General features: G+C 38.7%; 18 protein-coding genes. 2 read left to right on the forward strand and 16 right to left on the reverse strand.

Going from position 1 to position 21230, the window contains the following annotated elements:
* Window positions 1-81: 81 nt before the first annotated feature.
* From ASO14_RS07640 to parE, 5 genes are all read right to left on the reverse strand, one after another.
* Window positions 82-1683 carry an amidohydrolase gene (locus tag ASO14_RS07640; RefSeq protein WP_068453536.1) on the reverse strand — a complete coding sequence of 534 codons (1602 nt, stop codon included), beginning with the start codon at window positions 1681-1683 and terminating at the stop codon, window positions 82-84.
* On the reverse strand, window positions 1684-3012 hold the full coding sequence (locus ASO14_RS07645) for an APC family permease (protein ID WP_068453538.1): 1329 nt from the start codon (window positions 3010-3012) through the stop codon (window positions 1684-1686). It lies immediately after the preceding gene.
* A 173-nt stretch (window positions 3013-3185) separates the two neighbouring features.
* The gene (locus ASO14_RS07650; RefSeq protein WP_068453540.1) at window positions 3186-3776 is read right to left on the reverse strand and encodes a hypothetical protein; all 591 of its coding nucleotides are present in this window, start codon (window positions 3774-3776) and stop codon (window positions 3186-3188) included.
* A 112-nt stretch (window positions 3777-3888) separates the two neighbouring features.
* On the reverse strand, window positions 3889-6324 hold the full coding sequence (gene parC / locus ASO14_RS07655; RefSeq protein ID WP_068453541.1) for a DNA topoisomerase IV subunit A: 2436 nt from the start codon (window positions 6322-6324) through the stop codon (window positions 3889-3891).
* A complete protein-coding gene (gene parE / locus ASO14_RS07660) occupies window positions 6325-8304 on the reverse strand; it encodes a DNA topoisomerase IV subunit B (protein ID WP_068453543.1) in 1980 nt (659 codons plus the stop codon).
* 353 nt (window positions 8305-8657) lie between these two features.
* On the opposite strand from parE, the gene plsY reads away from it, so the two are divergent.
* Window positions 8658-9260, forward strand: coding sequence for a glycerol-3-phosphate 1-O-acyltransferase PlsY (plsY, locus tag ASO14_RS07665; RefSeq protein WP_068453545.1), 603 nt, complete (start codon window positions 8658-8660; stop codon window positions 9258-9260).
* A 23-nt stretch (window positions 9261-9283) separates the two neighbouring features.
* Complete coding sequence (locus ASO14_RS07670) at window positions 9284-9574, forward strand: HesB/YadR/YfhF family protein (protein ID WP_068453547.1); 291 nt, start codon at window positions 9284-9286, stop codon at window positions 9572-9574.
* Between the two features lie 737 nt (window positions 9575-10311).
* Here the strand turns inward: ASO14_RS07670 and ASO14_RS07675 are convergent.
* The 11 genes from ASO14_RS07675 to ASO14_RS07725 form a co-directional block, all read right to left on the reverse strand.
* Window positions 10312-10740, reverse strand: coding sequence for an acyl-CoA thioesterase (locus tag ASO14_RS07675; protein ID WP_068453549.1), 429 nt, complete (start codon window positions 10738-10740; stop codon window positions 10312-10314).
* A 102-nt stretch (window positions 10741-10842) separates the two neighbouring features.
* Window positions 10843-13548: an aconitate hydratase AcnA gene (gene acnA / locus ASO14_RS07680; protein WP_068453551.1), complete on the reverse strand. Its 2706-nt coding sequence runs from the start codon at window positions 13546-13548 to the stop codon at window positions 10843-10845.
* Between the two features lie 144 nt (window positions 13549-13692).
* On the reverse strand, window positions 13693-14085 hold the full coding sequence (locus tag ASO14_RS07685; RefSeq protein ID WP_068453553.1) for a thiol-disulfide oxidoreductase DCC family protein: 393 nt from the start codon (window positions 14083-14085) through the stop codon (window positions 13693-13695).
* Window positions 14086-14226: 141 nt separating this feature from the next.
* Window positions 14227-14766, reverse strand: a complete 540-nt coding sequence (locus ASO14_RS07690) for a hypothetical protein (RefSeq protein ID WP_068453554.1) — start codon at window positions 14764-14766, stop codon at window positions 14227-14229.
* A gap of 69 nt (window positions 14767-14835) precedes the next feature.
* Window positions 14836-15471: a FusB/FusC family EF-G-binding protein gene (locus tag ASO14_RS07695; RefSeq protein ID WP_068453556.1), complete on the reverse strand. Its 636-nt coding sequence runs from the start codon at window positions 15469-15471 to the stop codon at window positions 14836-14838.
* A gap of 65 nt (window positions 15472-15536) precedes the next feature.
* Window positions 15537-15815: a CD3324 family protein gene (locus tag ASO14_RS07700; protein ID WP_068453558.1), complete on the reverse strand. Its 279-nt coding sequence runs from the start codon at window positions 15813-15815 to the stop codon at window positions 15537-15539.
* A 236-nt stretch (window positions 15816-16051) separates the two neighbouring features.
* Window positions 16052-16771, reverse strand: coding sequence for a LutC/YkgG family protein (locus ASO14_RS07705; protein WP_068453560.1), 720 nt, complete (start codon window positions 16769-16771; stop codon window positions 16052-16054).
* Window positions 16772-18205 (reverse strand): LutB/LldF family L-lactate oxidation iron-sulfur protein, encoded by a 1434-nt coding sequence (locus ASO14_RS07710; RefSeq protein ID WP_068453562.1) that lies wholly within the window; start codon window positions 18203-18205, stop codon window positions 16772-16774.
* 12 nt (window positions 18206-18217) lie between these two features.
* A complete protein-coding gene (locus ASO14_RS07715; protein WP_068453564.1) occupies window positions 18218-18937 on the reverse strand; it encodes a (Fe-S)-binding protein in 720 nt (239 codons plus the stop codon).
* A 176-nt stretch (window positions 18938-19113) separates the two neighbouring features.
* Window positions 19114-20286, reverse strand: a complete 1173-nt coding sequence (gene norA, locus ASO14_RS07720) for a multidrug efflux MFS transporter NorA (RefSeq protein ID WP_068453566.1) — start codon at window positions 20284-20286, stop codon at window positions 19114-19116.
* A 72-nt stretch (window positions 20287-20358) separates the two neighbouring features.
* Entirely contained in the window at window positions 20359-21195 is an 837-nt protein-coding gene (locus ASO14_RS07725) for a MerR family transcriptional regulator (protein ID WP_068453568.1), read from the reverse strand.
* Window positions 21196-21230 lie beyond the last annotated feature (35 nt).

Consider the following 21230-nt stretch of genomic DNA (forward strand, 5'->3'; position numbering starts at 1 on the left):
AACTAAAAATAAACAAATTTGAAGGTAATACCCATAGCTTATTATACGATAAGTCTTTATTTTCTGAAAATATAATGACTTTTACAATGTACGTGCTGCTTGTTTCTCAAATACCACTTGACCATCTACCATGGTGAAGACAACTTCATTGTGTAAAATATCACTTGGCTCAATTGTAAATAAATTTTGTTCAAAAACGACTAAATCTGCATACTTACCTACTTCAATCGTTCCTAATACATCTTCACTAAACGATCCATAAGCAGGCGCTTGTGTATAAGCACGCAATGTCTCTGCCATCGTCGTCTGTTCGCCTGTTCCCCATGTTTTTTGATTCGTCCGGTCCATTCGCGTCACAGCATGATAGATTTCGCGCATTGGCTCCATACTTACAACAGGGAAATCACTTCCATAAGCAAGTAATGCTCCCGCTTCTAATAATGTTTTTGAGTAGTAGGTTTGTTTAAATCGATCTTCACCTAAACGATCCACATAGACTTGTTGTTCTAATGCTGCAATATGATAAGGTTGCACAGACGCGATTACATCTAATTCTTTAAAACGCGGAATATCCTCTTGTTGAATACATTCAATATGTTCGATTGTATGGCGTGTTCCCATATGTCCATTCATACGACGCGCTTCTTCAAAAGCATCTAATGAAAATCTTACTGCTCCGTCACCAATCGCATGCAAACGAACACTGAACCTTTGTGCATCTGCTTCTACAATCCACTTCTTCATTTCTTCTAATGGATAGGTTGTTGTTCCTACATGTGGCTGATCGGCATATGGTTCTACCATGTACGCTGTATGCCCCGTAATAACACCATCCACAAATTGCTTTAAACCATTCATTTTAATTTTCGGATGTTGATAATCTGCTCTAAATTGATGCGCACGCGTTAAATCACCGTCCATTCTTGGTTGTAAAAAGACGCGTGCTGTTAATTCATTCATTTCTTCTAGCTTATAAAGTAACGAAAAATCATCGAGGTACTCGGAGAATGGTGCATACATATCATTCATCGATGTTACACCTAAACGTGCTGCTTCTTTAAAAAAGGTTTGAAGCATCGCAATCTTTTCCTCATCCTTAAAATCATACGCTAATTGTTGGACTGCATCTTGTGCTTTTTCAACTAAAATCCCTGTTGCTTCTCCTTGTTCATCACGCAAAATTTCACCAAAACTTGGATTCGGTGTATCGTTTGTAATCCTTGCTTCACGTAAAGCTACGCTATTCACCCAGCAATAATGACATTCTAAATGATTCAACAAAATTGGTTGATCTGGAAAATGTAAATCAAGCATCTCTTTTGTTGGTAATTGATCTTCTACCCAACTCCCGTTATCCCAACCAAATCCAATAATCCACTTCTTCGTATGATTTTTTGCATACGCTTTCACTTTTTCAATGACTTCTTCTGCTGAATTTGTATCATGTAATGGAACACTAATCATCTGTAGTGCACCTGTAAATAGATGCAGATGAAAATCATGTAGCCCTGGTGTAATTAATTGTTCACCGAAATCGAGTACTTCTTCTTCTCCCGTCAATGCTAAATCTTTTAATGTGGGTGCGACAGCTTGAATTTTCGCGCCGTCAATTAAAATAGCTGCTGGTTCTGGTTGATCTTGCAAACCTGTAAATACATTTTGACTAATGATGACTTTTTTCATTTATGATGCCTCCTCAAAGGATAAATCTAATTTTTTCATTCCTTTTACCTTTACAAGATAAATCAAATAACATACGCCAATTGCTCCCCATGTAATCCCTAGAATTAATGAGTACACGTTGAGACTGATGATGAGATACAGTACAAATAATGCGCCACAAGATGGGAGAATTAAATAAAGGATTGTACCTTTCACATCCCGTTTTTTCTGCTTTACATAATAGAATCCGATGACGGATAAATTCACGAATAAAAATGCAATCATGGCTCCAAAGTTAATAAAAGCTGTTGCCATTGTTAATGTCATAACAATCGACAATAAAGAACTCAATCCAACTAGTACTAAATTAAAGACTGGTGTTTGATATTTTGCATGTAATTTACTAAAAATGGCTGGTAACATACCATCACGCCCCATCGCATATAGAACACGTGATGCGCTAGATTGCGCCGCAAGACCTGATGCAAAACAGCCAATAAGCATACCCGCTAAAAAGAGGGATACGAATAAATTGCCCCCTACCATCGCTACCAATTCCATACCTGACGCATCTAAGTTTGAAAAATTCTGATAATTAGGTTGAACGCGTGCCGCAAAATAGGATACGACGACAAATACAGCTGTTCCAATTAACACAATCGTAAAGATCGCACGTGGAATCGTCTTTTTTGGATTGACAACTTCTTCCGCTAATGTTGTTACAGAATCGAAACCTAAATAAGAAAAACAAAGAAGTGATGCACCTGCCATTAGTAAACCCAGATCAAAACCTGAATTAACAAAAGGCATCGTACTCCATAAGCTCTCACCATCATTTTGAAGGAAACGAATACTGAAAATTGTAAAAAGAATGACCACGATGAAGGCATATGCAAGTAATAAACTATTCACCCAAGACGCCATTTTCGTTCCACGAATATTAATGAATGTATTACACACGACAAGAATCAAAATCCACACCATCGCTGGAATAGAAGGAAAAACAGAGGATAAAAAGATGCTTGCAATCAAATAATTGACCATCGGAAGTAACATATAGTCCGTTAATAATGTCCAACCTACTAAGAAACCAGCTTTTGAGTTAAAGGCTTTTTGTACATACGTATAAGCCGAACCTGAGATGGGAAAAGCTTTTACCATTTGAGCATAACTTAAGGCTGTAAAAGACAAGGCAATTGCTGCAAATAGATAAGCGAATGGAACACGCCCTCCTGTTACATCTGCTGCAATTCCATATGTTGTGAATACGGTTACAGGAGCCATTAAAGATAATCCGAAAATGACCAGTTCAAAACCTGTTAATTGTCTTTTTAGTGAAACTTCTTGCATCGCGTTCAACTCCATTTCATCTTATTTTCTTGTAGACATATTATGGATGAAATACATAAATAAGAAAAGAACCACATTTTAGAGAAAATAAGAACCAATACGAGAATTTAAAGTCATATGCATAGTGTAAATAAAAAAACATCGTAACCGATTGCTCCGTTACGATGTTTTCATTATGTGAAATATAACGCTCTCACATCTGTATTTCCAAGTGACTGCCACTTAATTTGTTGGAAGGCATATTGGAAGCCAGCAGGTAAGTAATACTTCTGTTCGACTTGTTGCATACTTTCAGGTGTTTGATTGTATTGTTCATATAGTGCATGCTCTGAACCATCGCCTAATACACGCGCAGCATATAACTTGGCAATCGGCTGTAGCTCTGGCTTCTCCTGCCATGTAGCAGGACGATCTAGTAAACTATGTGCGATATGATTGATTGCATTTAGATGTACATAAAGCATACCTGCAACATCATGTGGCAATGTTTTACGAACTTCACTTGGTAAACGTTTTAATGCTTGTAGCGCTTCTTCATCTTCATTTTGTAATAAGATTTGATCCATATATAGCGTTAAGTGTGTCGCTGCAAGATGAAAACGAAGTGCAATCTCTCCGTCACCTTTTAAATAATAAATTTTCGCAATCGAATGTAATAGCCCTGCACTAATGCCCTGTTCTCGCTGATGGAGTTGATAATACTGTAATGCCTCATCAAATTGCTTTTTCTTTTTCGCTTGCATCGCTTGCTCTATTCTATTCATAAACTCCACTCCTCTATTTGTTCAGTATACTACGCTTTTAAATGAACGACATACTTCTTCACATAATCGACAAAAAAGGAACCGTAATTTATTCTACGGTTCCTTTTGATTTCTATTCTGCTTCTTCAGGTGGTTGTACTGTAATACGCACAATCGCACCGTCTGTTGCGGTATTCACTGCGGGTGAACCGTTTGATAGACGATCCGCATGGCGATATTGATCGGTTGAGATGACTTCGACAATCTCTTTTTCCGTCGCAATTTCTACCGTTGTACCACGTGCGACACGTAGAACTGCTTCAATACGATGTGGATTTGTTTTTAGTTCGCGCAATGTTTGAAGACCGCGTTTTGCACGTCCTGTCGGTTCGTATTCCTTAATCGACATCTTCTTCACTGAACCGCGTGTTGTAATGATGAGAACATCGCCTGCATCTTCTGGCGATACAATCGTTGTTGCGGCAATATAATCATCGTCTTTTAGATTAATTGCTTTAATACCTGCTGTTCGTACACTTGTTGGTGGTACTTCCTCTAGTGGGAAGCGTACGGCAAAACTCATATACGTTGTTAAGATGACATCTTGGTCCTCTGCTACGACATCTGCAAATTGTAATTCATCATCTTTTTTCAGATTTACTGCTTTGAATGGCTTATTATAACGTGTGACAAAGTACTCTTTTAAAAGTGTTCGCTTAATTTGACCATATTTTGAAACCGTCACAACATATAATGGTGCTTCGAAATCTTCGACACCCACTACTCGGATAATGCGTTCTTCTGCATCTGTCACATTGACCAAGCTTGAAATATGTTGCCCTAAGTCTTTCCAACGAATATCTGGTAACTCGTGAATCGGTTGGAAAATATAATGTCCTTTGTTTGTGAAAAGAAGCACATGTTGTTGCGTATTCAATTGTTGTTTAAAGACAATTTCATCCGATTCCTTCATCGCAAAACCTTCGCCGTTTGAAGATTTATATGAACGTAGACTCGTACGCTTCACATAGCCATCTTTCGTCACCGAAACGATGACATCTTCTGATGGAATTAATACATCCATGTTCAGTTTAATCTCTGCAATTTCTTCTTGAATAAGTGAACGACGATCTTCTTTAAAACGTTTACGAATATCAAGTAATTCTTTTTTCAAGACAGCCACAAGTGTTTTTTCATCTTGTAAAATGCCTTCTAATTCCGCAATGGTCGCATTCAATGTCGCTTCTTCTTCACGTAATTCCGTAATATCCGTATTCGTTAAACGATACAGTTGCAGCGATACAATTGCTTCTGCTTGTACTTCTGTAAAGTCGAATTTCGTCTCTAAATTGTTTTTTGCATCTTTTTTATCTTTTGATGCACGAATCGCTTGAATAACTTCGTCTAAAATCGATAGTGCCTTCATCAGACCTTCTACAATATGTAGACGCGCGTGTGCTTTTCGTAAATCGAATTGGCTACGTTTCGTAATAATCTCTTTTTGGTGCTTGATATACGCATCTAACATCATCGGTAATGTCATCATCGTTGGACGACGGTCATGAATTGCAATCATGTTAAAGTTATAAGCTACTTGTAAATCCGTATTTTTAAAGAGATATTGTAAAATCGGTTCTGCTGGAATGTCACGACGCATCTCGATAACGATTCGCAAACCTTGACGATCCGATTCATCACGTACTTCTGCAATACCTTCTAAGCGCTTATCGACACGTAACTCATCTATTTTTTTCACAAGATTGGCTTTATTTACGTCGTATGGAATTTCATCAACGACAATTTGCTCTTTTGAACCTTTTAATGTTTCAATGCGTGTTTTGGCACGTACAACAATTTTACCACGACCTGTTTCATACGCTTTTTTAATCCCTGCCACACCTTGAATAATCCCACCTGTTGGAAAGTCAGGACCTGAAATAACTTTCATCAGTTCATCTACTGTGGCATTTTGATTTTTCAATCGCATGAGTACTGCATCAATCACTTCATGCAGTGCATGCGGTGGAATATCTGTCGCATAACCTGCCGAAATCCCTGTCGAACCGTTTACTAATAAGTTTGGGAAGCGCGCTGGTAATACAGTTGGCTCCATATCTTGGTCATCAAAGTTTGGAATGAAATCAACCGTCTCTTTTTGAAGATCGCGCAACATTTCACCTGCAATACTTGATAAACGTGCTTCTGTATAACGCATCGCAGCAGGTGAGTCCCCGTCTAACGAACCGTTATTCCCGTGCATCTCAACGAGTGGATGACGTGATTTCCAATCTTGTGATAGACGAACCATCGCTTCATAAACAGAACTATCGCCATGTGGGTGATAATTCGCAATTACATTCCCTACTGTTTTAGCAGATTTACGGAATGGTTTATCATGCGTATTATGATCCATAAACATCGCATATAAAATACGACGTTGTACAGGCTTCAATCCGTCACGAGCATCTGGTAATGCACGATCTTGAATAATATATTTACTATAACGACCAAATCGGTCACCAATAACCTCTTCTAAAGGCAGATCTTGAAATTGCTCTTTCTCTGTCATTTACAGATCCCCCTGCTCTTCATTTTTCTCGATAAATTCACTTTCTAAAATGTTGTCATCTTCTTCTAATCCGAAGTCAACATGTGTTTCAATCCAATTACGACGTGGCTCTACTTTATCGCCCATTAATGTCGCAACACCGCGCTCTGCACGTTCTAAATCGTTAATTTTCACACGAATTAATGTACGTGTTTCAGGATTCATCGTCGTATCCCATAACTGGTCAGCATTCATCTCACCAAGACCTTTATAGCGTTGTAAAACATAGCCTTTTCCGACTTTTTGAATTGCTTGATTTAATTCACGTTCTGTCCATGCATATTCAATGACTTCTTTACGTCCTGTACCTTTAGATACTTTATAAAGCGGTGGTAGAGCGATATAGACCTTCCCTGCTTCCACAAGTGGTCGCATGTAACGGAAGAAGAATGTTAATAATAATACTTGGATGTGCGCACCATCTGTATCGGCATCGGTCATAATGATGACTTTATCATACGCTGCATCTTCTACATTAAAGTCTGCACCAACACCCGCACCAACTGCATGAATGATCGTCGCAATTTCTTCGTTCTTCATAATGTCTTGTAATTTTGCTTTTTCAGTATTAATGACTTTACCGCGAAGTGGCAAAATCGCTTGGAATGAGCGGTCGCGCCCTTGTTTTGCTGAGCCACCCGCTGAATCTCCTTCGACTAAATACAGTTCATTTTTCGCCGCATTTTTTGATTGTGCTGGCGTTAACTTACCTGATAATAGCGTCGATTGCTTTTTATTCTTTTTGCCATTACGTGCATCTTCTCTCGCCTTACGTGCTGCTTCACGTACTTGTTGTGCGCGAATCGCTTTACGCACAAGCGATGTACTAAGCTCTGCATTTTCTTCTAGCATGTACATTAATTGTGTCGAGACGACTTGATCAACTGCACTACGCGCTTCGCTTGTACCTAGTTTTCCTTTTGTTTGTCCTTCAAACTGTAGTAAGCCTTCTGGGATTCGAACGGAAACAATCGCAGCTAGTCCTTCACGAATATCCGAGCCTTCTAGGTTCTTATCTTTTTCTTTTAATAAGCCTACTTTACGTGCATATTCGTTAAAAGCGCGCGTTAAAGCAGCTTTCGCACCTGTTTCGTGTGTACCACCATCACGTGTACGCACATTATTTACGAAAGATAGAATGGTTTCTGAATAACCGTCATTGTATTGGAACGCAAACTCCACTTCAATTTGGTCTTGTGTACCTTCTACATATTTGACTGGGTGTAGCACATCTTTTTCATCATTTAAATAGGCTACGAATGCTTCAATCCCGTTCTCATAATGATACACTTCATGTTTTTCTGTATTTTCATCAATTAATTCGATTTTTAACCCTTTTAATAAGAAAGCCGATTCACGTAATCGTTCTGCTAATGTATCGAAATTATATTTTGTAACGGAGAAAATCGTTGGATCCGGCTTAAAATGAACCAGTGTTCCTGTCTCTTTCGTTTTGCCTAGCTGTTCTAGCGTCGTGACAGGCGTTCCACCGTTTTCAAAACGCATTTGATACTTAGTACCTTCTCGGTAAATTGTTACTTCTAAAAACGACGACAGCGCGTTTACAACGGATGAACCTACACCATGTAGTCCTCCTGAAGTTTTGTAGCCACCTTGACCGAATTTACCACCTGCATGAAGTACAGTAAAGATAACCTCTGGTGTAGGCTTCCCTGTTTTGTGCATACCTGTAGGCATACCTCGACCGAAGTCGCGTACGCTGATGGATTGATCTTCATGTAGTGTGACGATAATGTGGTTACCGAAGCCTGCTAGCGCTTCATCAACTGCGTTATCGACGATTTCGTAAACGAGATGATGTAAACCTCTACTATCCGTCGACCCTATGTACATCCCTGGTCTTTTTCTTACTGCTTCAAGACCTTCAAGTACTTGAATATCATCTTCATTATAAGACGATAGTGTATTATTTTTCGTCAAAAAAAATCCTCTCCTAACACGAACATCTGTTTCGCTTTATTTAAGTCTAGTATGAACTTAGCGTTTCTGTCAACAGCATACAGGCTATATATCAGGCTTGATTATACACTAAATCATTGAATTTACAAATATAGCTAGCTACTGTTCAACGTTTTTTTACATAGCCTTCTTATTATAAGAGTAAATTTTGCTTTGTGGCAAACAGTTACTGTATTTTTATTGCGAAATAAACGATTTCAGCATAAACTGAAAACACCTACATTGTCTTATTGTTCCAAAAGCGTAAGCATGATAAAATATTATGACAATATATTAGTACCTGTAACTAAGAGAAAAAGAAGGAGCATTCAGATATGAATACCGCAATCGTCATTATTCTAGCCTATTTAATTGGCTCCATCCCATCTGGTCTATGGATTGGTCAACTGTTCTATAAAACGGACATTCGACAACATGGTAGTGGGAATCTAGGTGCTACAAACACATTTCGCGTACTCGGTAAAAAAGCCGGTGCTGTTGTCACAGTCATGGATATCTTAAAAGGAACGCTCGCTACGTTATTACCCACGTTTGCGATTCTTTCAAACAGTCATGTTCATCCGCTTGTAGCTGGTGTCATCGCTGTTGTCGGTCATATGTTCCCAATCTTCGCGAAATTCCGCGGAGGTAAAGCTGTCGCAACATCTGCGGGTGTGCTACTTGGTTATCACTGGCCCATCTTCGTCATTTTATTAATTGCTTTCTTACTTTGTTTAAAAGCATTTAAAATGGTGAGTCTTGCTTCGATGTTCGCCGCAGTCGTTGCATTCATTTATGGATTAACGTATGCTGTACTCGACCAAGAATATTTACTATTCGCTGTTGTCACAGCTCTTGCAACATTCGTTATTTATCGTCATCGCGCAAACATAAAACGTATCAAAGAGGGTACAGAACCTAAAGTAACGTGGATTTAAAATCAAAAGGAGTGTGCATGTATATGGAAATTTTGATTACAGATGAAGCAATCAAGTGGTTTCAAAAAGAGATGGACTTAGAGCCAGGCGCACATATTCGCTTCTTTGCTCGCTATGGTGGCTCAAATCCCTTCCATGAAGGTTATTCCATCGGCATGAATACAGATACACCGATTGACGCTGCTGTTGTCACTGAACAAGGCGGTTACCGCTTCTTCATCGAAACAGATGATCTCTGGTTCTTTGACGGACATGATTTTAAAGTAAAAGTCGACAATGACTTAGACGAACTATTATACGAATATGTTGACTAGAAGAATGGGTGCATACCCATTCTTTTTTGTTTGGGATTGGGACATTCGGGGGCGGAAATGGGGCATTCGCTGCTCGGTTCGGGACATTCGAGGGCGAAAATGGGTCACTCGCCCGAAAGACTAAATTGCTCCCTTTTTGTACTTTCTTCAAGACTTTTGAGTAATTCAATAGAACTTGATTTGACTAGGCTGGTGTGAATTCGAACATTCGACCCGCATTTTGGGAGATTCGATGAAGCTGTTGGGTCACTCGCTGCTCGGTTCGGGACATTCACTCGTCCAAACGGGACATTCGAGGGCGAAAATGGGTCACTCACCCAAAAGACTAAATTGCTCCCTTTTTGTACTTTCTTCAAGGCTTTTGAGTAATCAAAAGGACTTCAATCGACTAGTATAGTGTGAATTCGAACATTCGACCCGCATTTTGGGACATTCGATGAAGCTGTTGGGTCACTCGCTGCTCGGTTCGGGACATTCACTCGTCCAAACGGGACATTCGAGGGCGAAAATGGGTCACTCACCCAAAAGACTAAGTTGCTCCCTTTTTGTACTTTCTTCAAGGCTTTTGAGTAATCAAAAGGACTTCAATTGACTAGGATAGTGTGAATTCGAACATTCGACCCGCATTTTGGGACATTCGATGAAGTGTTTGGGTCACTCTCAGCTTGATTCGGGACATTCGAGGGCGAAAACGGGTCACTCACCCTACTACTTCATATAAAAAAACCAGAATGCGTTCATTCTGGTTTTTCTTCTGCGATTTCTAAGTAGCGTTCGTACCATGCTTTGTCGATTTTCATCATAGAAATTGGGCGGAAAGAGTCTTTTTTAACAACGATATGTTCTGTTGTTGCTGTTGCAGCAACTGTTCCATCTTCATGGAGTATCTCGTAACCGTAGACTGTACGTAAACGGTCCTGTGTTTTTACCCATGTGCGAATTTTAGCAGGCTTACCATAGCGCAGTGCAGCCTTGTAGGAAATGTTTACGTTCATAACAGGTGAAACATAGCCTGCGTCCTCTAACTCTGTTACAGAGAAGCCTAGGTCCTTAATTAGCTGTGTTCTGCCCATCTCTAGCCAGATGACATAGTTTGCGTGGTAGACAACACCCATTTGATCCGTTTCTGCGTAACGAATTTCAATCTCTTTTTCACTTATATACATGCTTTCTTCACCTCATGTAATAGTATATCAAAAAAATGGTTACGTTGTCGGCATAAAAAAAGACCTACCCGTTAAGGTAGATCTTTTCTCGGTTACGCAACATTATTTTGCAAGTTTGTTACGTAATACCATTTGTAGGATACCACCGTTACGGTAGTAATCTACTTCAACTTCTGAATCGAAGCGAGCTAGAGCTTGGAATTCTTTCACAGTACCGTCAGCTGCAGTAGCAGTTACAGTTAACATATCTTTTGGTTTTACACCTTCAGCGATATTTACTGAGAAGATTTCTTCACCAGTTAAGCCAAGTGTTTCAGCTGATTCGCCTGGAGCGAATTGAAGCGGAAGAACACCCATCATAACTAGGTTAGAACGGTGAATACGTTCGTATGATTCAGCGATAACTGTTTTAACACCTAAAAGGTTTGTACCTTTAGCTGCCCAGTCACGTGAAGAACCCATACCGTAATCTTTACCAGCTAATACTACTAAGCCAGTGTTGTTTTCAGCATATTTCATTGCTGCATCGTAAATGTACTCAACTTCACCTGTTGGCCAGTAAGTAGTGAAACCACCTTCTGTACCTGGAGCGATTTGGTTACGGATACGGATGTTAGCGAATGTACCACGCATCATTACTTCGTGGTTACCACGACGAGAACCGTAAGAGTTGAAGTTACGAGGTTCTACACCGTTTGCACGTAAGTATTGACCTGCTGGTGTTTCTTTACCAATTGCACCTGCTGGTGAAATGTGGTCAGTTGTGATTGAGTCACCAAACTTAGCTAAAACGCGTAAACCTTCAAGAGCAGAGATATCCTCTGGAGAAGCTGATAAGTTTTGGAAGAATGGTGGGTTTTGGATGTAAGTTGATTTCTCATCAAATGTGTAAAGAGTTGATGTAGAAGTTTCAATTGCATTCCAAGTTTCATTTGCATTGAATACAGTTTCATATTCTTTTTGGAATAATTCACGTGTAACAACTTTAGATAATACATCGTTGATTTCATCAGTTGATGGCCAGATGTCATCGAAGAATACGTCGTTGCCATCTTTATCTTTACCGAATGAATCTTTACGAAGGTCAACATCTACAGTACCTGCTAATGCGTAAGCAACAACAAGTGGTGGTGATGCTAAGTAGTTCGCTTTTACAAGTGGGTGAACACGGCCTTCGAAGTTACGGTTACCAGAAAGTACAGAAGTTACGAATAAATCGTTTGATTGGATCGCTTCTTCGATTTCTGGAAGTAAAGGACCTGAGTTACCGATACATGTTGTACAACCGTAACCTACAGTGTTGAAACCGATTTGGTCAAGGTATGATTGTAAACCTGAATCTTCTAAGTAACCAGTTACAACTTTTGAACCTGGTGCTAAAGAAGTTTTAACCCATTTAGGAACAGTTAAGCCTTTTTCAACCGCTTTTTTCGCAACAAGACCTGCAGCGATTAAAACGTATGGGTTAGATGTATTTGTACATGAAGTGATTGCAGCGATTCCTACAGCGCCTGCTGGAATTTCTACATCGCCTTCAGCAAATTTAGCTGTTGCTGTTTTAGAGAACTCATCTTCAGTTAAACCGAAGCCTTGTACGCCAGATGGAGCAACTACTGCTTCATGGTAACGAGATTTCATTTCAGTTAATGGAATTAAATCTTGTGGACGTTTTGGACCAGAAAGGTTTGGTTCAATTTGTGCAAGATCGATTTCCACTACGTCAGTGTAATCTGGCTCTAAGTTTGCATCGAAGAACATATCGTTCGCTTTTAAGTAAGCTTCAACTACTGAAATGTGCTCTTCTTCACGGCCTGTTAAGCGCATGTAGTTAAGAGATTCTTCATCAATTGCGAAGAAACCACAAGTAGCACCGTATTCAGGAGCCATGTTTGAAATTGTAGCACGGTCAGCTAATGGAAGTGCTGGTACGCCAGGTCCGAAGAACTCAACGAATTTACCAACAACGCCTTTTTTACGTAACTCTTGCGTTACTTTAAGCGCTAAGTCTGTAGCTGTTGTACCTGATGGAAGTGTACCAGTAAGTTTTACACCGATAACTTCAGGAATTGGGAAGTAAGAAGGTTGTCCAAGCATACCTGCTTCTGCTTCGATACCACCAACGCCCCATCCAAGTACGCCGATACCGTTGATCATTGTAGTATGAGAGTCAGTACCTACTACTGAATCTGGGAATGCTTCGAATGAACCGTCTTCGTTCTTGTTCACGTGTACAACTGGTGCTAAGTACTCTAAGTTAACTTGGTGTACGATACCTGTTGCTGGTGGTACAGCACGGAAGTTATCGTATGCAGTTTGAGCCCATTTTAGGAAGTTGTAACGTTCTGCGTTACGTTCGAATTCTAGATCCATGTTCGCTTGTAATGCTTGAGCATTACCGTATTTGTCTACTTGTACTGAGTGGTCAATTACAAGGTCAACTGGGATTGCTGGGTTGATTTCGTTACCGTCGCCACCCATGTCGTTCATTGCTGTACGTAGAGAAGTTAAGTCAACTACTACTGGTACACCAGTGAAATCTTGTAATACTACGCGAGATGGTTTGAAAGGTACTTCAGCGTTTGCATCTGATCCTTTACCCCATTTTGCTAAGTTATCTACGTGATCTTCTTTGATTACGTATCCGTCATATTGACGTAAAACTGATTCTAATAAAATTCTGATTGAATAAGGAAGGCGTTTGATGTTTGCTACGCCAGCTTCTTCAATTGCACCTAAACGGTAGAAGTTGTAAGTCTTGCCGTTTACTTCGAATGAAGAGCGACTGTTATGCAAGTTAGTGTTTGCCATTTGTTCGGTTCCCCCTCTAATTTAACTAATATAAAAAGGCTTTTTCATGAGCCACTTTTCTCCAACACCAATGATATAAGATGCCTGCACATAAGTAAATAACATTAAAATTATACTTTATGATAAGCAAAAGTTATGACCTTATTATTCAATAAAGCGCATTCGTTCCTCTTTTGTTAGGATTCGACATTTTTTGCTTACTGGTGATAATTTTTGTCTATTTTGTGCAACAAGTTGATAAAGTGTATTGCGGACACTTTTCGGTATAAATTGCCCTATTTTCGCCAAAGAATAAGGAAAAGAAAGTGTTGACGCTACTTTAATCACAGCATCTGATTGTGTAAAAATGCGTTGATTGTCTAAAACAACCACTGAATTTAAATCTTTTGTCAGCGCTTCTGGCAAATGTTTTTTAGCGAAATCGCTTTGCAAGGAAGCAAAATAAAAGGTAGGTAGTTTTTCATGTTCTAAAACGAGCTGTACCGACCACTGACAAAAACCACAGGTTCCGTCGTAAAAAAGAATGGGTTGATTCATTATATCAAAGCCTCTTTTCTGGTTGGAGACAGATTTGCCTCACTATTCTTATTATGGAATTCTTTATATGCTGTTGTCAATTTTTATCCATATAAAAAAGAAACCTCATTGCTGAGATTTCATTTTCTTCTATTTTAAGTATTATGAGCGCAAGAATGTCTCGCTCGATATGTTTGCTGTTGAATGATTTACGCATGTAGCAATCGTATGCAGTGTAATCTTTTCAAAAGCTGCTAAACTCTTTTCTAATGCTGTCGCTGTAAATGGAATCAGTTGTCCTTGTACATAGACTTGAATTAAGGCGCGCGGTGTTTCAAATAAAATCGTATCTCCATGAACATGAATGATTTTAAACCCATAGTGATGCATGCCATCGTCATCAACTAAAATGCTACGACGAAAATCTTCTTCCTCTTCTTGGTCATCTGCTACGATTTTTTCCACCATATAATTCGGTTGTGTTTCACTACCACCATTACGTAAAAACCAAATTTCTGCATTGATAATATTATCACCTAGCATGTATTGGTGGTTAATATAATCTAAAAAGTCAGCTAATTTAACATTCGGAGCTAAATTTTTCATGCGATAACCATTTCCAAGCTCAAGTATGTTATCCGCTTCATTTAATATTAACTTATCCGCATTATAGCGTGTTTTGCCAAAAGTAATTTTCAACATCTTCTATTACATCCTCCATTAACTTACGAATCACACTATATTATACACCGTTTGGAAATTAAAAGTGGCTTATTTTTTTAAAACTTCTTCCATGTAATCATGCAATTTCGTCAAATCTGTTAGATGTGCATTACATACTTCACTATCTTTACAGATTAAATGACTAATCGTTTTATAATAGTCGGGGTTTTTCGGATCGCGTGCGTGGGTCTTCGCTGTGAAATAGACCACCTCATTCGTACATCCACAAAACGCACAAATATTCTTTTGATGCTTATCGATAAAATGTCCTGCAATCGCACATAATTCACCCGCTATTTCTGCCACGATAACTTTTTGATGTGAACGTACATCATCAAAACCTAAATAACTACGCTTCGTATTCGCCGCTAATTCTTCTGGCACTTTTAACTTCTTATACTTTGGTAGTAATTTTTTTAGTTCAGCAAGTGTCACAACGGGAAAATCAAGTTCACACGCTTTGATTTGTTCGAGGTACATCTCGTTATTTTCATAACGTGTAAAATCAATTAGTTGGCGCTGTTCTTCTGTTAATTGTATAAATTGTGCTTCAATTTTAAAGTGAGCTTCTTCCGTCAATGCACGCATTACACTTTTCGGTAAATGTTTTTGCTGACCGTCTATAATCTGTTTCATCTGTTTTTCAATGAAGATCACTTGATCATGTCGAATAAATGGTTCCATTTTGACTCCCTCATTTCTATAGTCAAAGTATAAAACGTAACCAACGTAATGACGAGTGGGTAAAATCATTTGAATGATTTTTTCCCTTTTTGATAAATAATTTTGCGAATCGTTTCAACCGATAGATAGTACTGTTGCGCCAATTGTTCCTTTGTAGCACCTTGCGCATACGCTTTACAAATAGCTTCATTTCGTTCATATAACGCTTTTCTGCTACCACTCTTTTCTCCCCAGCGCTTCGGCTCATCTTTTCTCGGAATATAGAGTGTTTGCCCTTGTACATATTGTTGAATTTCTTTCATTAATTTCTCTGGTAAAATTTCTTTTGCGTTTTGATAACTCATGCTTTTGGCTCCTTATATTGTCATCTCTAAGGGCAAAACCATTCATTAAAAACACAAAGCTTGCGATGTGGAATTATTCACCCCATGCAAAGAATCGCACTTTTAAGAAAGGCTTTGCATGAGTTTTTGAAATAATCGATGAAGAAATCATCTAACAAGCACCTCCTTTTCGTCTTTATTATCGTAACGCAAAAAGAAAAATCCCTCCATTATAAAATAGAGAGATTTTTTAATTTTTACTGATCTGATACGACAATGTACGTTGCGTAAATCGGACCATGTACACCTACGACTAAGTCCATTTCGATATCAGCTGAGTTACTTGGACCTGATACGAAATCAACAGCTGCAGGTAATGTTTTGCCCGCTTCCACGAATTCACGTTCCATTTCTTGTACAGCCTGTGTAATACGAGGGCGAAGTGTACTCTTTTTAACAATCGCAATAAAAGCGTTCGGTAATAACCCAACTGCCTTTCCTTGTCCTTCTGCTGAATATAAAACAACCGTTCCTGATTCAGCAAGTGCATATTCAGCAAACACAATCCCAATATTCGAATCGTTCGTGCGCTCGAAGTTTTCTGTACGACTAAGACCTGAATCCCATACATGTACGCGTAATCCTTCTTCTACCCACTGTTTTTCATATAATTCGTCTAAACCGAGCTTTTGGAAGCGTTCATCATTCCATAGAGCAACGGATTCGCCGCCATGTTGTTTAACAGCTTCATCGACTGCCTTCTTCACGTCACCTGATGACACTTCTACAACATTTGTATTATTTAAACGACCACATTGTTCCACAAATGCCGGCATCAGCTCATCAATGGATAAATGCGATAGTTTTTTTTCTTCTGGCTTATGTTGCCAATTACGCACAGGCTTTTGTGTAGGCGAAAAAGGTCGGTTTAAGGATGTAGCAATCTTTTCTAAAAATTTCTCACGATTTTGAATCATTTATTTTCCGCCTTTCTTTTCACGCTTATCAAACCAATCACGTAACTTTTCACGTTCCACAACAGGGAAGTCTCGAATATCCGTCCAATCTTTCAGTGGACCGACACCTTTTGAAATCATTTGATCTTTTGACAATGGTTTCATCACTGCTGCCGCAATTTTCGTACCTACATTAAATAATGTGCTATTTGAAGCACCGACACTAAAGCCTTTCATCATAAGACCTTCTGAAACAGGTGCGCGTCCTTCTTTTTCGACGATGACTTGACGATGTTTAAGTAGCAATTCATGTAGTGGAATTTTAACAGGACAAGCATCTGTACATGCACCGCATAGAGATGAGGCATATGGTAGTTCTTTAAAATCATCATATCCCGCAAGAAGTGGTGTTAAAACAGCTCCAATTGGGCCCGAATAAATCGAGTTATACGAGTGCCCTCCAATATGGCGATACACAGGACAAACATTAACACATGCTGCACAGCGAATACATTGTAAAACCGACTTGAATTCGCCAGCTAAAATATCTGAACGCCCATTATCTAAAATGACTAAATGGAATTCTTCTGGACCATCAACATCTTCTGCACGTTTTGGACCTGTAATAACATTCACATATGATGTTAATTTTTGCCCTACTGCGCTACGTGTCAGCATATTAACGAGTACTTCCATCTCCTCTAAACTCGGTACAATACGCTCCATACCCATAACAGCAATTTGCGTTTTTGGAATGGTTGTCACAAGTCCCGCGTTCCCTTCATTTGTAACGAGTGAGATGGAACCTGAATCAGCAATCGCAAAATTACAGCCTGTAATGCCGACTTCTGCTTGCATATAATCATCACGTAAAATTGTACGAACGAATCGTGCTAAATCTTTGGCATCAGCTGAACCGTCTTCTGGATAACCGAGCTTTTTAACGAATACTTCTTTGATTTGGAAACGATTTTTATGAACAGATGGTGCGACAATATGAGATGGCTTATCGTGATCATCTAATTGTAAAATATACTCCCCTAAATCTGTTTCAAGTACGGTACAGCCTATTTCTTCTAATGCTTCATTCAGGCTAATCTCTTCTGTTACCATCGACTTTGATTTTAAAACGCGTGTTGCTTGTTGTTTTTGAACAACCGATTGGATGTAAGCATTCGCTTCTTCTGGTGTTTGCGCAAAGAAGACATGACCTCCTGCTTTTTCAACATTTTCAGAGAGTTCATATAAGTAGTAGTCGAGATTATCGAGAACGTGTTGACGTATTTCTTCGCCATGTTTACGCCACTCTTCCCAATCGCCTAGCTCGTCTACTGCTTTTAAACGTCCACCATGTAGACGGTTTTGTGCTGATGTAACTGCACCGCGCATGAAGTCACGTTCTAAATTTGTATTCACATTATCTTTGAATGCATTGTCATTATATTTAATCGCCATGAAAATCCCCCCTTATGCTTGTTGATTTAAGATTTCAGCAATGTGAATCGTCTTAATTTTTTCGCCGCGACGATGCATACGTCCGCCAATATTCATTAAACAACCGCCATCTGCACCAACTAAATATTCAGCCTCTGTTTCAATCGCTGAATCGACTTTTTCATCTACCATTTGCTCTGAAATATTACCCATTTTCACTGAGAATGTTCCGCCAAATCCACAGCAATTATAGCTATATGGTAATGGAATGAATTCTAAGCCCTTCACATTATTTAATAATGTAAACGGTGCGTCTTTCACACCGAGTAGACGTGTCATATGACATGATGGATGGTATGTGATTTTGTGGTTGAATGTTGCGCCAACATCTTCTACTTTTAAAACATTCACAATAAAATCGGTTAATTCATATGTTTTATCCGCTACGATTTGTGCTTTTTCAGCATAAGCTGAATCGTCTTTAAAAACATGTGGATATTCTTTAAACATCGTGGCACATGAACCAGATGGTGTAACAATCACTTCTGCATCTAAAAATGTATCAATCATTTTACGCATCGGTTCTTTTGCTTTTTCAACATAACCTGAGTTATAAGCTGGTTGACCGCAACACACTTGCGAACGCGGAAACTCAATCTCACACCCGAGTCTTTCTAATAATTCGACAGTTGCCTTCCCTACATTGGTTTGAAATGTATCGACAAGACATGTCGCGAACAATGATACTTTCATTGGTCATCCCCCTCAATTGAATCCAAAGAAATTAGAAAATTTAAAAACTTATTTTATTTATTATACTACCCTTCTAGACGGAATAATCACTATAACTAAATGGAATAAAGATTATATGTTTCAACCTTTTAAAGAATAAAGAAAAAGGCATCACTTTATAAAGTGACACCTCCTACTTATGACAATGCTTTTTTCTGTTTCCAAAATAGTGCAAGGATAAAACTAATTAATAGTAGAATCGCTGCAAAATAATATGGATAGTTCATATTTTGATCGAATAGCATACCACCAATAATCGGACCCATCACATTCGCTAATGATGTGAACATCGAGTTCATACCACCAACAAATCCTTGTTCATCTCCTGCAATCTTTGATAAATACGTCGTTAATGCTGGACGAATTAAATCAAAACCAACAAATACAAGGAAGCAGACAATCATAACTGTCCAATAATTCGGTGCTAGTGCAATCGCTAAAACGAACACGACCGAATAGATTAAACTAAGACGAATGACATTAATTTCCCCTAGTTGCTTCACCATACGATCAAAAATCAGTAACTGGAAGATTGCTCCTAAAATTCCACCACCCATAATCGCAATCGCGACATCTTTTGGTGTGAAATTAAATTTATGGTCAACGAACAGGCTGAAGAATGATTCGACGGCTGCTAAACCAAATGACGATGTAAAAATCAAGACGAATGGTAACAAGTAGAGTGGTGTCAATAGACGACCAAGTCCTGCCTTCTTCTTCGGTGTCGCATGCTCTCCAGCATCTGCGATGGCTGCTTTCTTTTCAGGCTCTTTTAATAAAATTTGTGATAAAATCGCCGCGACTGTGCCGAGTATGGCTGCCGCAAAGAAAGGCACGCGTGTACCAACTTCTGCTAAGAACCCTCCTACCCCAGGTCCAATAATAAATCCTAAATTAATAGCTGCCGACATAAAACCAAGTGCTTTAGGTCGTTCTTCATTTGATGTGATGTCGGCAATAAAAGCTGTTACAGCAGGCATGATGAATGCACCACTGACACCGCCTAAAATACGCGAAATAAATAGAACTTCCACACTTTTCCCTAGTCCAAATAATAATTCAGAAAAGGCAAAAATGAAAAGTCCAAGGACAATCATAATTTTTCTACCAAATCGGTCCGCTGCTTTCCCCGCAAAAGGTGACACGATTAACTGCGATAAAGCAAACGCGGCGGTTAAATAACCGACCGTTGTTCCACTAATACCAAACTCATTCATAATCGTTGGCAAAATCGGAATAACTAAACCGATGCCTAAGAAAGCAATGAACAGATTTCCAAGTAAAATAAATAATGTTAACTTATTTTTCATGTTGAATAACCTCGATTCTGTTCAATTTCTATTACTAAACTTAAACCTTACAGTAACTATAATGTCAAGCGATTAATCTAGCAAACGTACTTTTAACTCTACTAAAATTTTTTCTTCTACATTTGTTGAAAAACTCATCGGCATAATAGATTCCCAAACGACCTCTTCTACGTGCAAGTCATTTATTTGAATATATTGCCATAGTTTTTCATACATTTGAATGTATTGTGCCGACGTATAAATAAAGGCCATTTCAATATATTTGCCTTCTGGCATCGTCACAATATTCATCGCCTCATTTTGCACATGGAATAATTTTGATGTCAAAATCGGAATGAAAATTTGGGTGTATTGAATATCTTCTATTTGTTTGTATCGTTTGAGTGGATAATAACTACCATAACGAATGGTCTGTACGCTTCCCTCATTTTCAATTGTCTCTGTTAACTTACGCATTTCATCATTTGAGACATGTTCGGGAGTTGCATTTGGTGCTGTTAAACAAAGAAGGCGAGCGGATTCTTCGTGCTTTGTAAACACTTCATTTAAAACGGGAATCGCAAGTTGTTCTTCCATTTGTTTACGTGTTTTTCGAAGTGTATATTGTGTTTCTTGTAGCTGTGCTAATTTATTAGCCAATGTTTCTTCTTGTTTATTTAAGTAATTAATCATTTCTTCAATTGAGAAATGCTGAATTTCTTTAATTTTCTCAAGAGGTGTACCGACAAATCGCAAGCTTTTAATCAAATCGATTAAATATAGTTGTGATTCCGCATAGTAGCGGTAATTTGTGGCTGGATCTGTATAAATCGGCTTAAATAAATCAATTTGATCGTAATATCGTAATGTTTGGCTTGGTAAATTCGTTAGCTTTGCCATTTGTCCAATCGTATAATGCCTATTATCCATGTTTTTTCCTCATTTCCATCCAGTCTAACCTTACT

The sequence above is a fragment of the Kurthia sp. 11kri321 genome, from assembly GCF_001534765.1.
GTDB classification, from domain to species: Bacteria; Bacillota; Bacilli; order Bacillales_A; family Planococcaceae; genus Kurthia; species Kurthia gibsonii.

Coding starts and splice junctions, on each gene's coding strand:
- ASO14_RS07640 (WP_068453536.1), bottom strand. CDS start 1,683: ATGAAAAAAGTCATCATTAGTCAAAATGTATTTACAGGTTTGCAAGAT.
- ASO14_RS07715 (WP_068453564.1), bottom strand. CDS start 18,937: ATGAAAGTATCATTGTTCGCGACATGTCTTGTCGATACATTTCAAACC.
- ASO14_RS07705 (WP_068453560.1), bottom strand. CDS start 16,771: ATGATTCAAAATCGTGAGAAATTTTTAGAAAAGATTGCTACATCCTTA.
- ASO14_RS07645 (WP_068453538.1), bottom strand. CDS start 3,012: ATGCAAGAAGTTTCACTAAAAAGACAATTAACAGGTTTTGAACTGGTC.
- ASO14_RS07650 (WP_068453540.1), bottom strand. CDS start 3,776: ATGAATAGAATAGAGCAAGCGATGCAAGCGAAAAAGAAAAAGCAATTT.
- acnA (WP_068453551.1), bottom strand. CDS start 13,548: ATGGCAAACACTAACTTGCATAACAGTCGCTCTTCATTCGAAGTAAAC.
- ASO14_RS07685 (WP_068453553.1), bottom strand. CDS start 14,085: ATGAATCAACCCATTCTTTTTTACGACGGAACCTGTGGTTTTTGTCAG.
- ASO14_RS07675 (WP_068453549.1), bottom strand. CDS start 10,740: ATGTATATAAGTGAAAAAGAGATTGAAATTCGTTACGCAGAAACGGAT.
- ASO14_RS07670 (WP_068453547.1), top strand. CDS start 9,284: ATGGAAATTTTGATTACAGATGAAGCAATCAAGTGGTTTCAAAAAGAG.
- ASO14_RS07695 (WP_068453556.1), bottom strand. CDS start 15,471: ATGGAACCATTTATTCGACATGATCAAGTGATCTTCATTGAAAAACAG.
- plsY (WP_068453545.1), top strand. CDS start 8,658: ATGAATACCGCAATCGTCATTATTCTAGCCTATTTAATTGGCTCCATC.
- ASO14_RS07700 (WP_068453558.1), bottom strand. CDS start 15,815: ATGAGTTATCAAAACGCAAAAGAAATTTTACCAGAGAAATTAATGAAA.
- ASO14_RS07725 (WP_068453568.1), bottom strand. CDS start 21,195: ATGGATAATAGGCATTATACGATTGGACAAATGGCAAAGCTAACGAAT.
- norA (WP_068453566.1), bottom strand. CDS start 20,286: ATGAAAAATAAGTTAACATTATTTATTTTACTTGGAAATCTGTTCATT.
- ASO14_RS07690 (WP_068453554.1), bottom strand. CDS start 14,766: ATGTTGAAAATTACTTTTGGCAAAACACGCTATAATGCGGATAAGTTA.
- ASO14_RS07710 (WP_068453562.1), bottom strand. CDS start 18,205: ATGGCGATTAAATATAATGACAATGCATTCAAAGATAATGTGAATACA.
- parC (WP_068453541.1), bottom strand. CDS start 6,324: ATGACAGAGAAAGAGCAATTTCAAGATCTGCCTTTAGAAGAGGTTATT.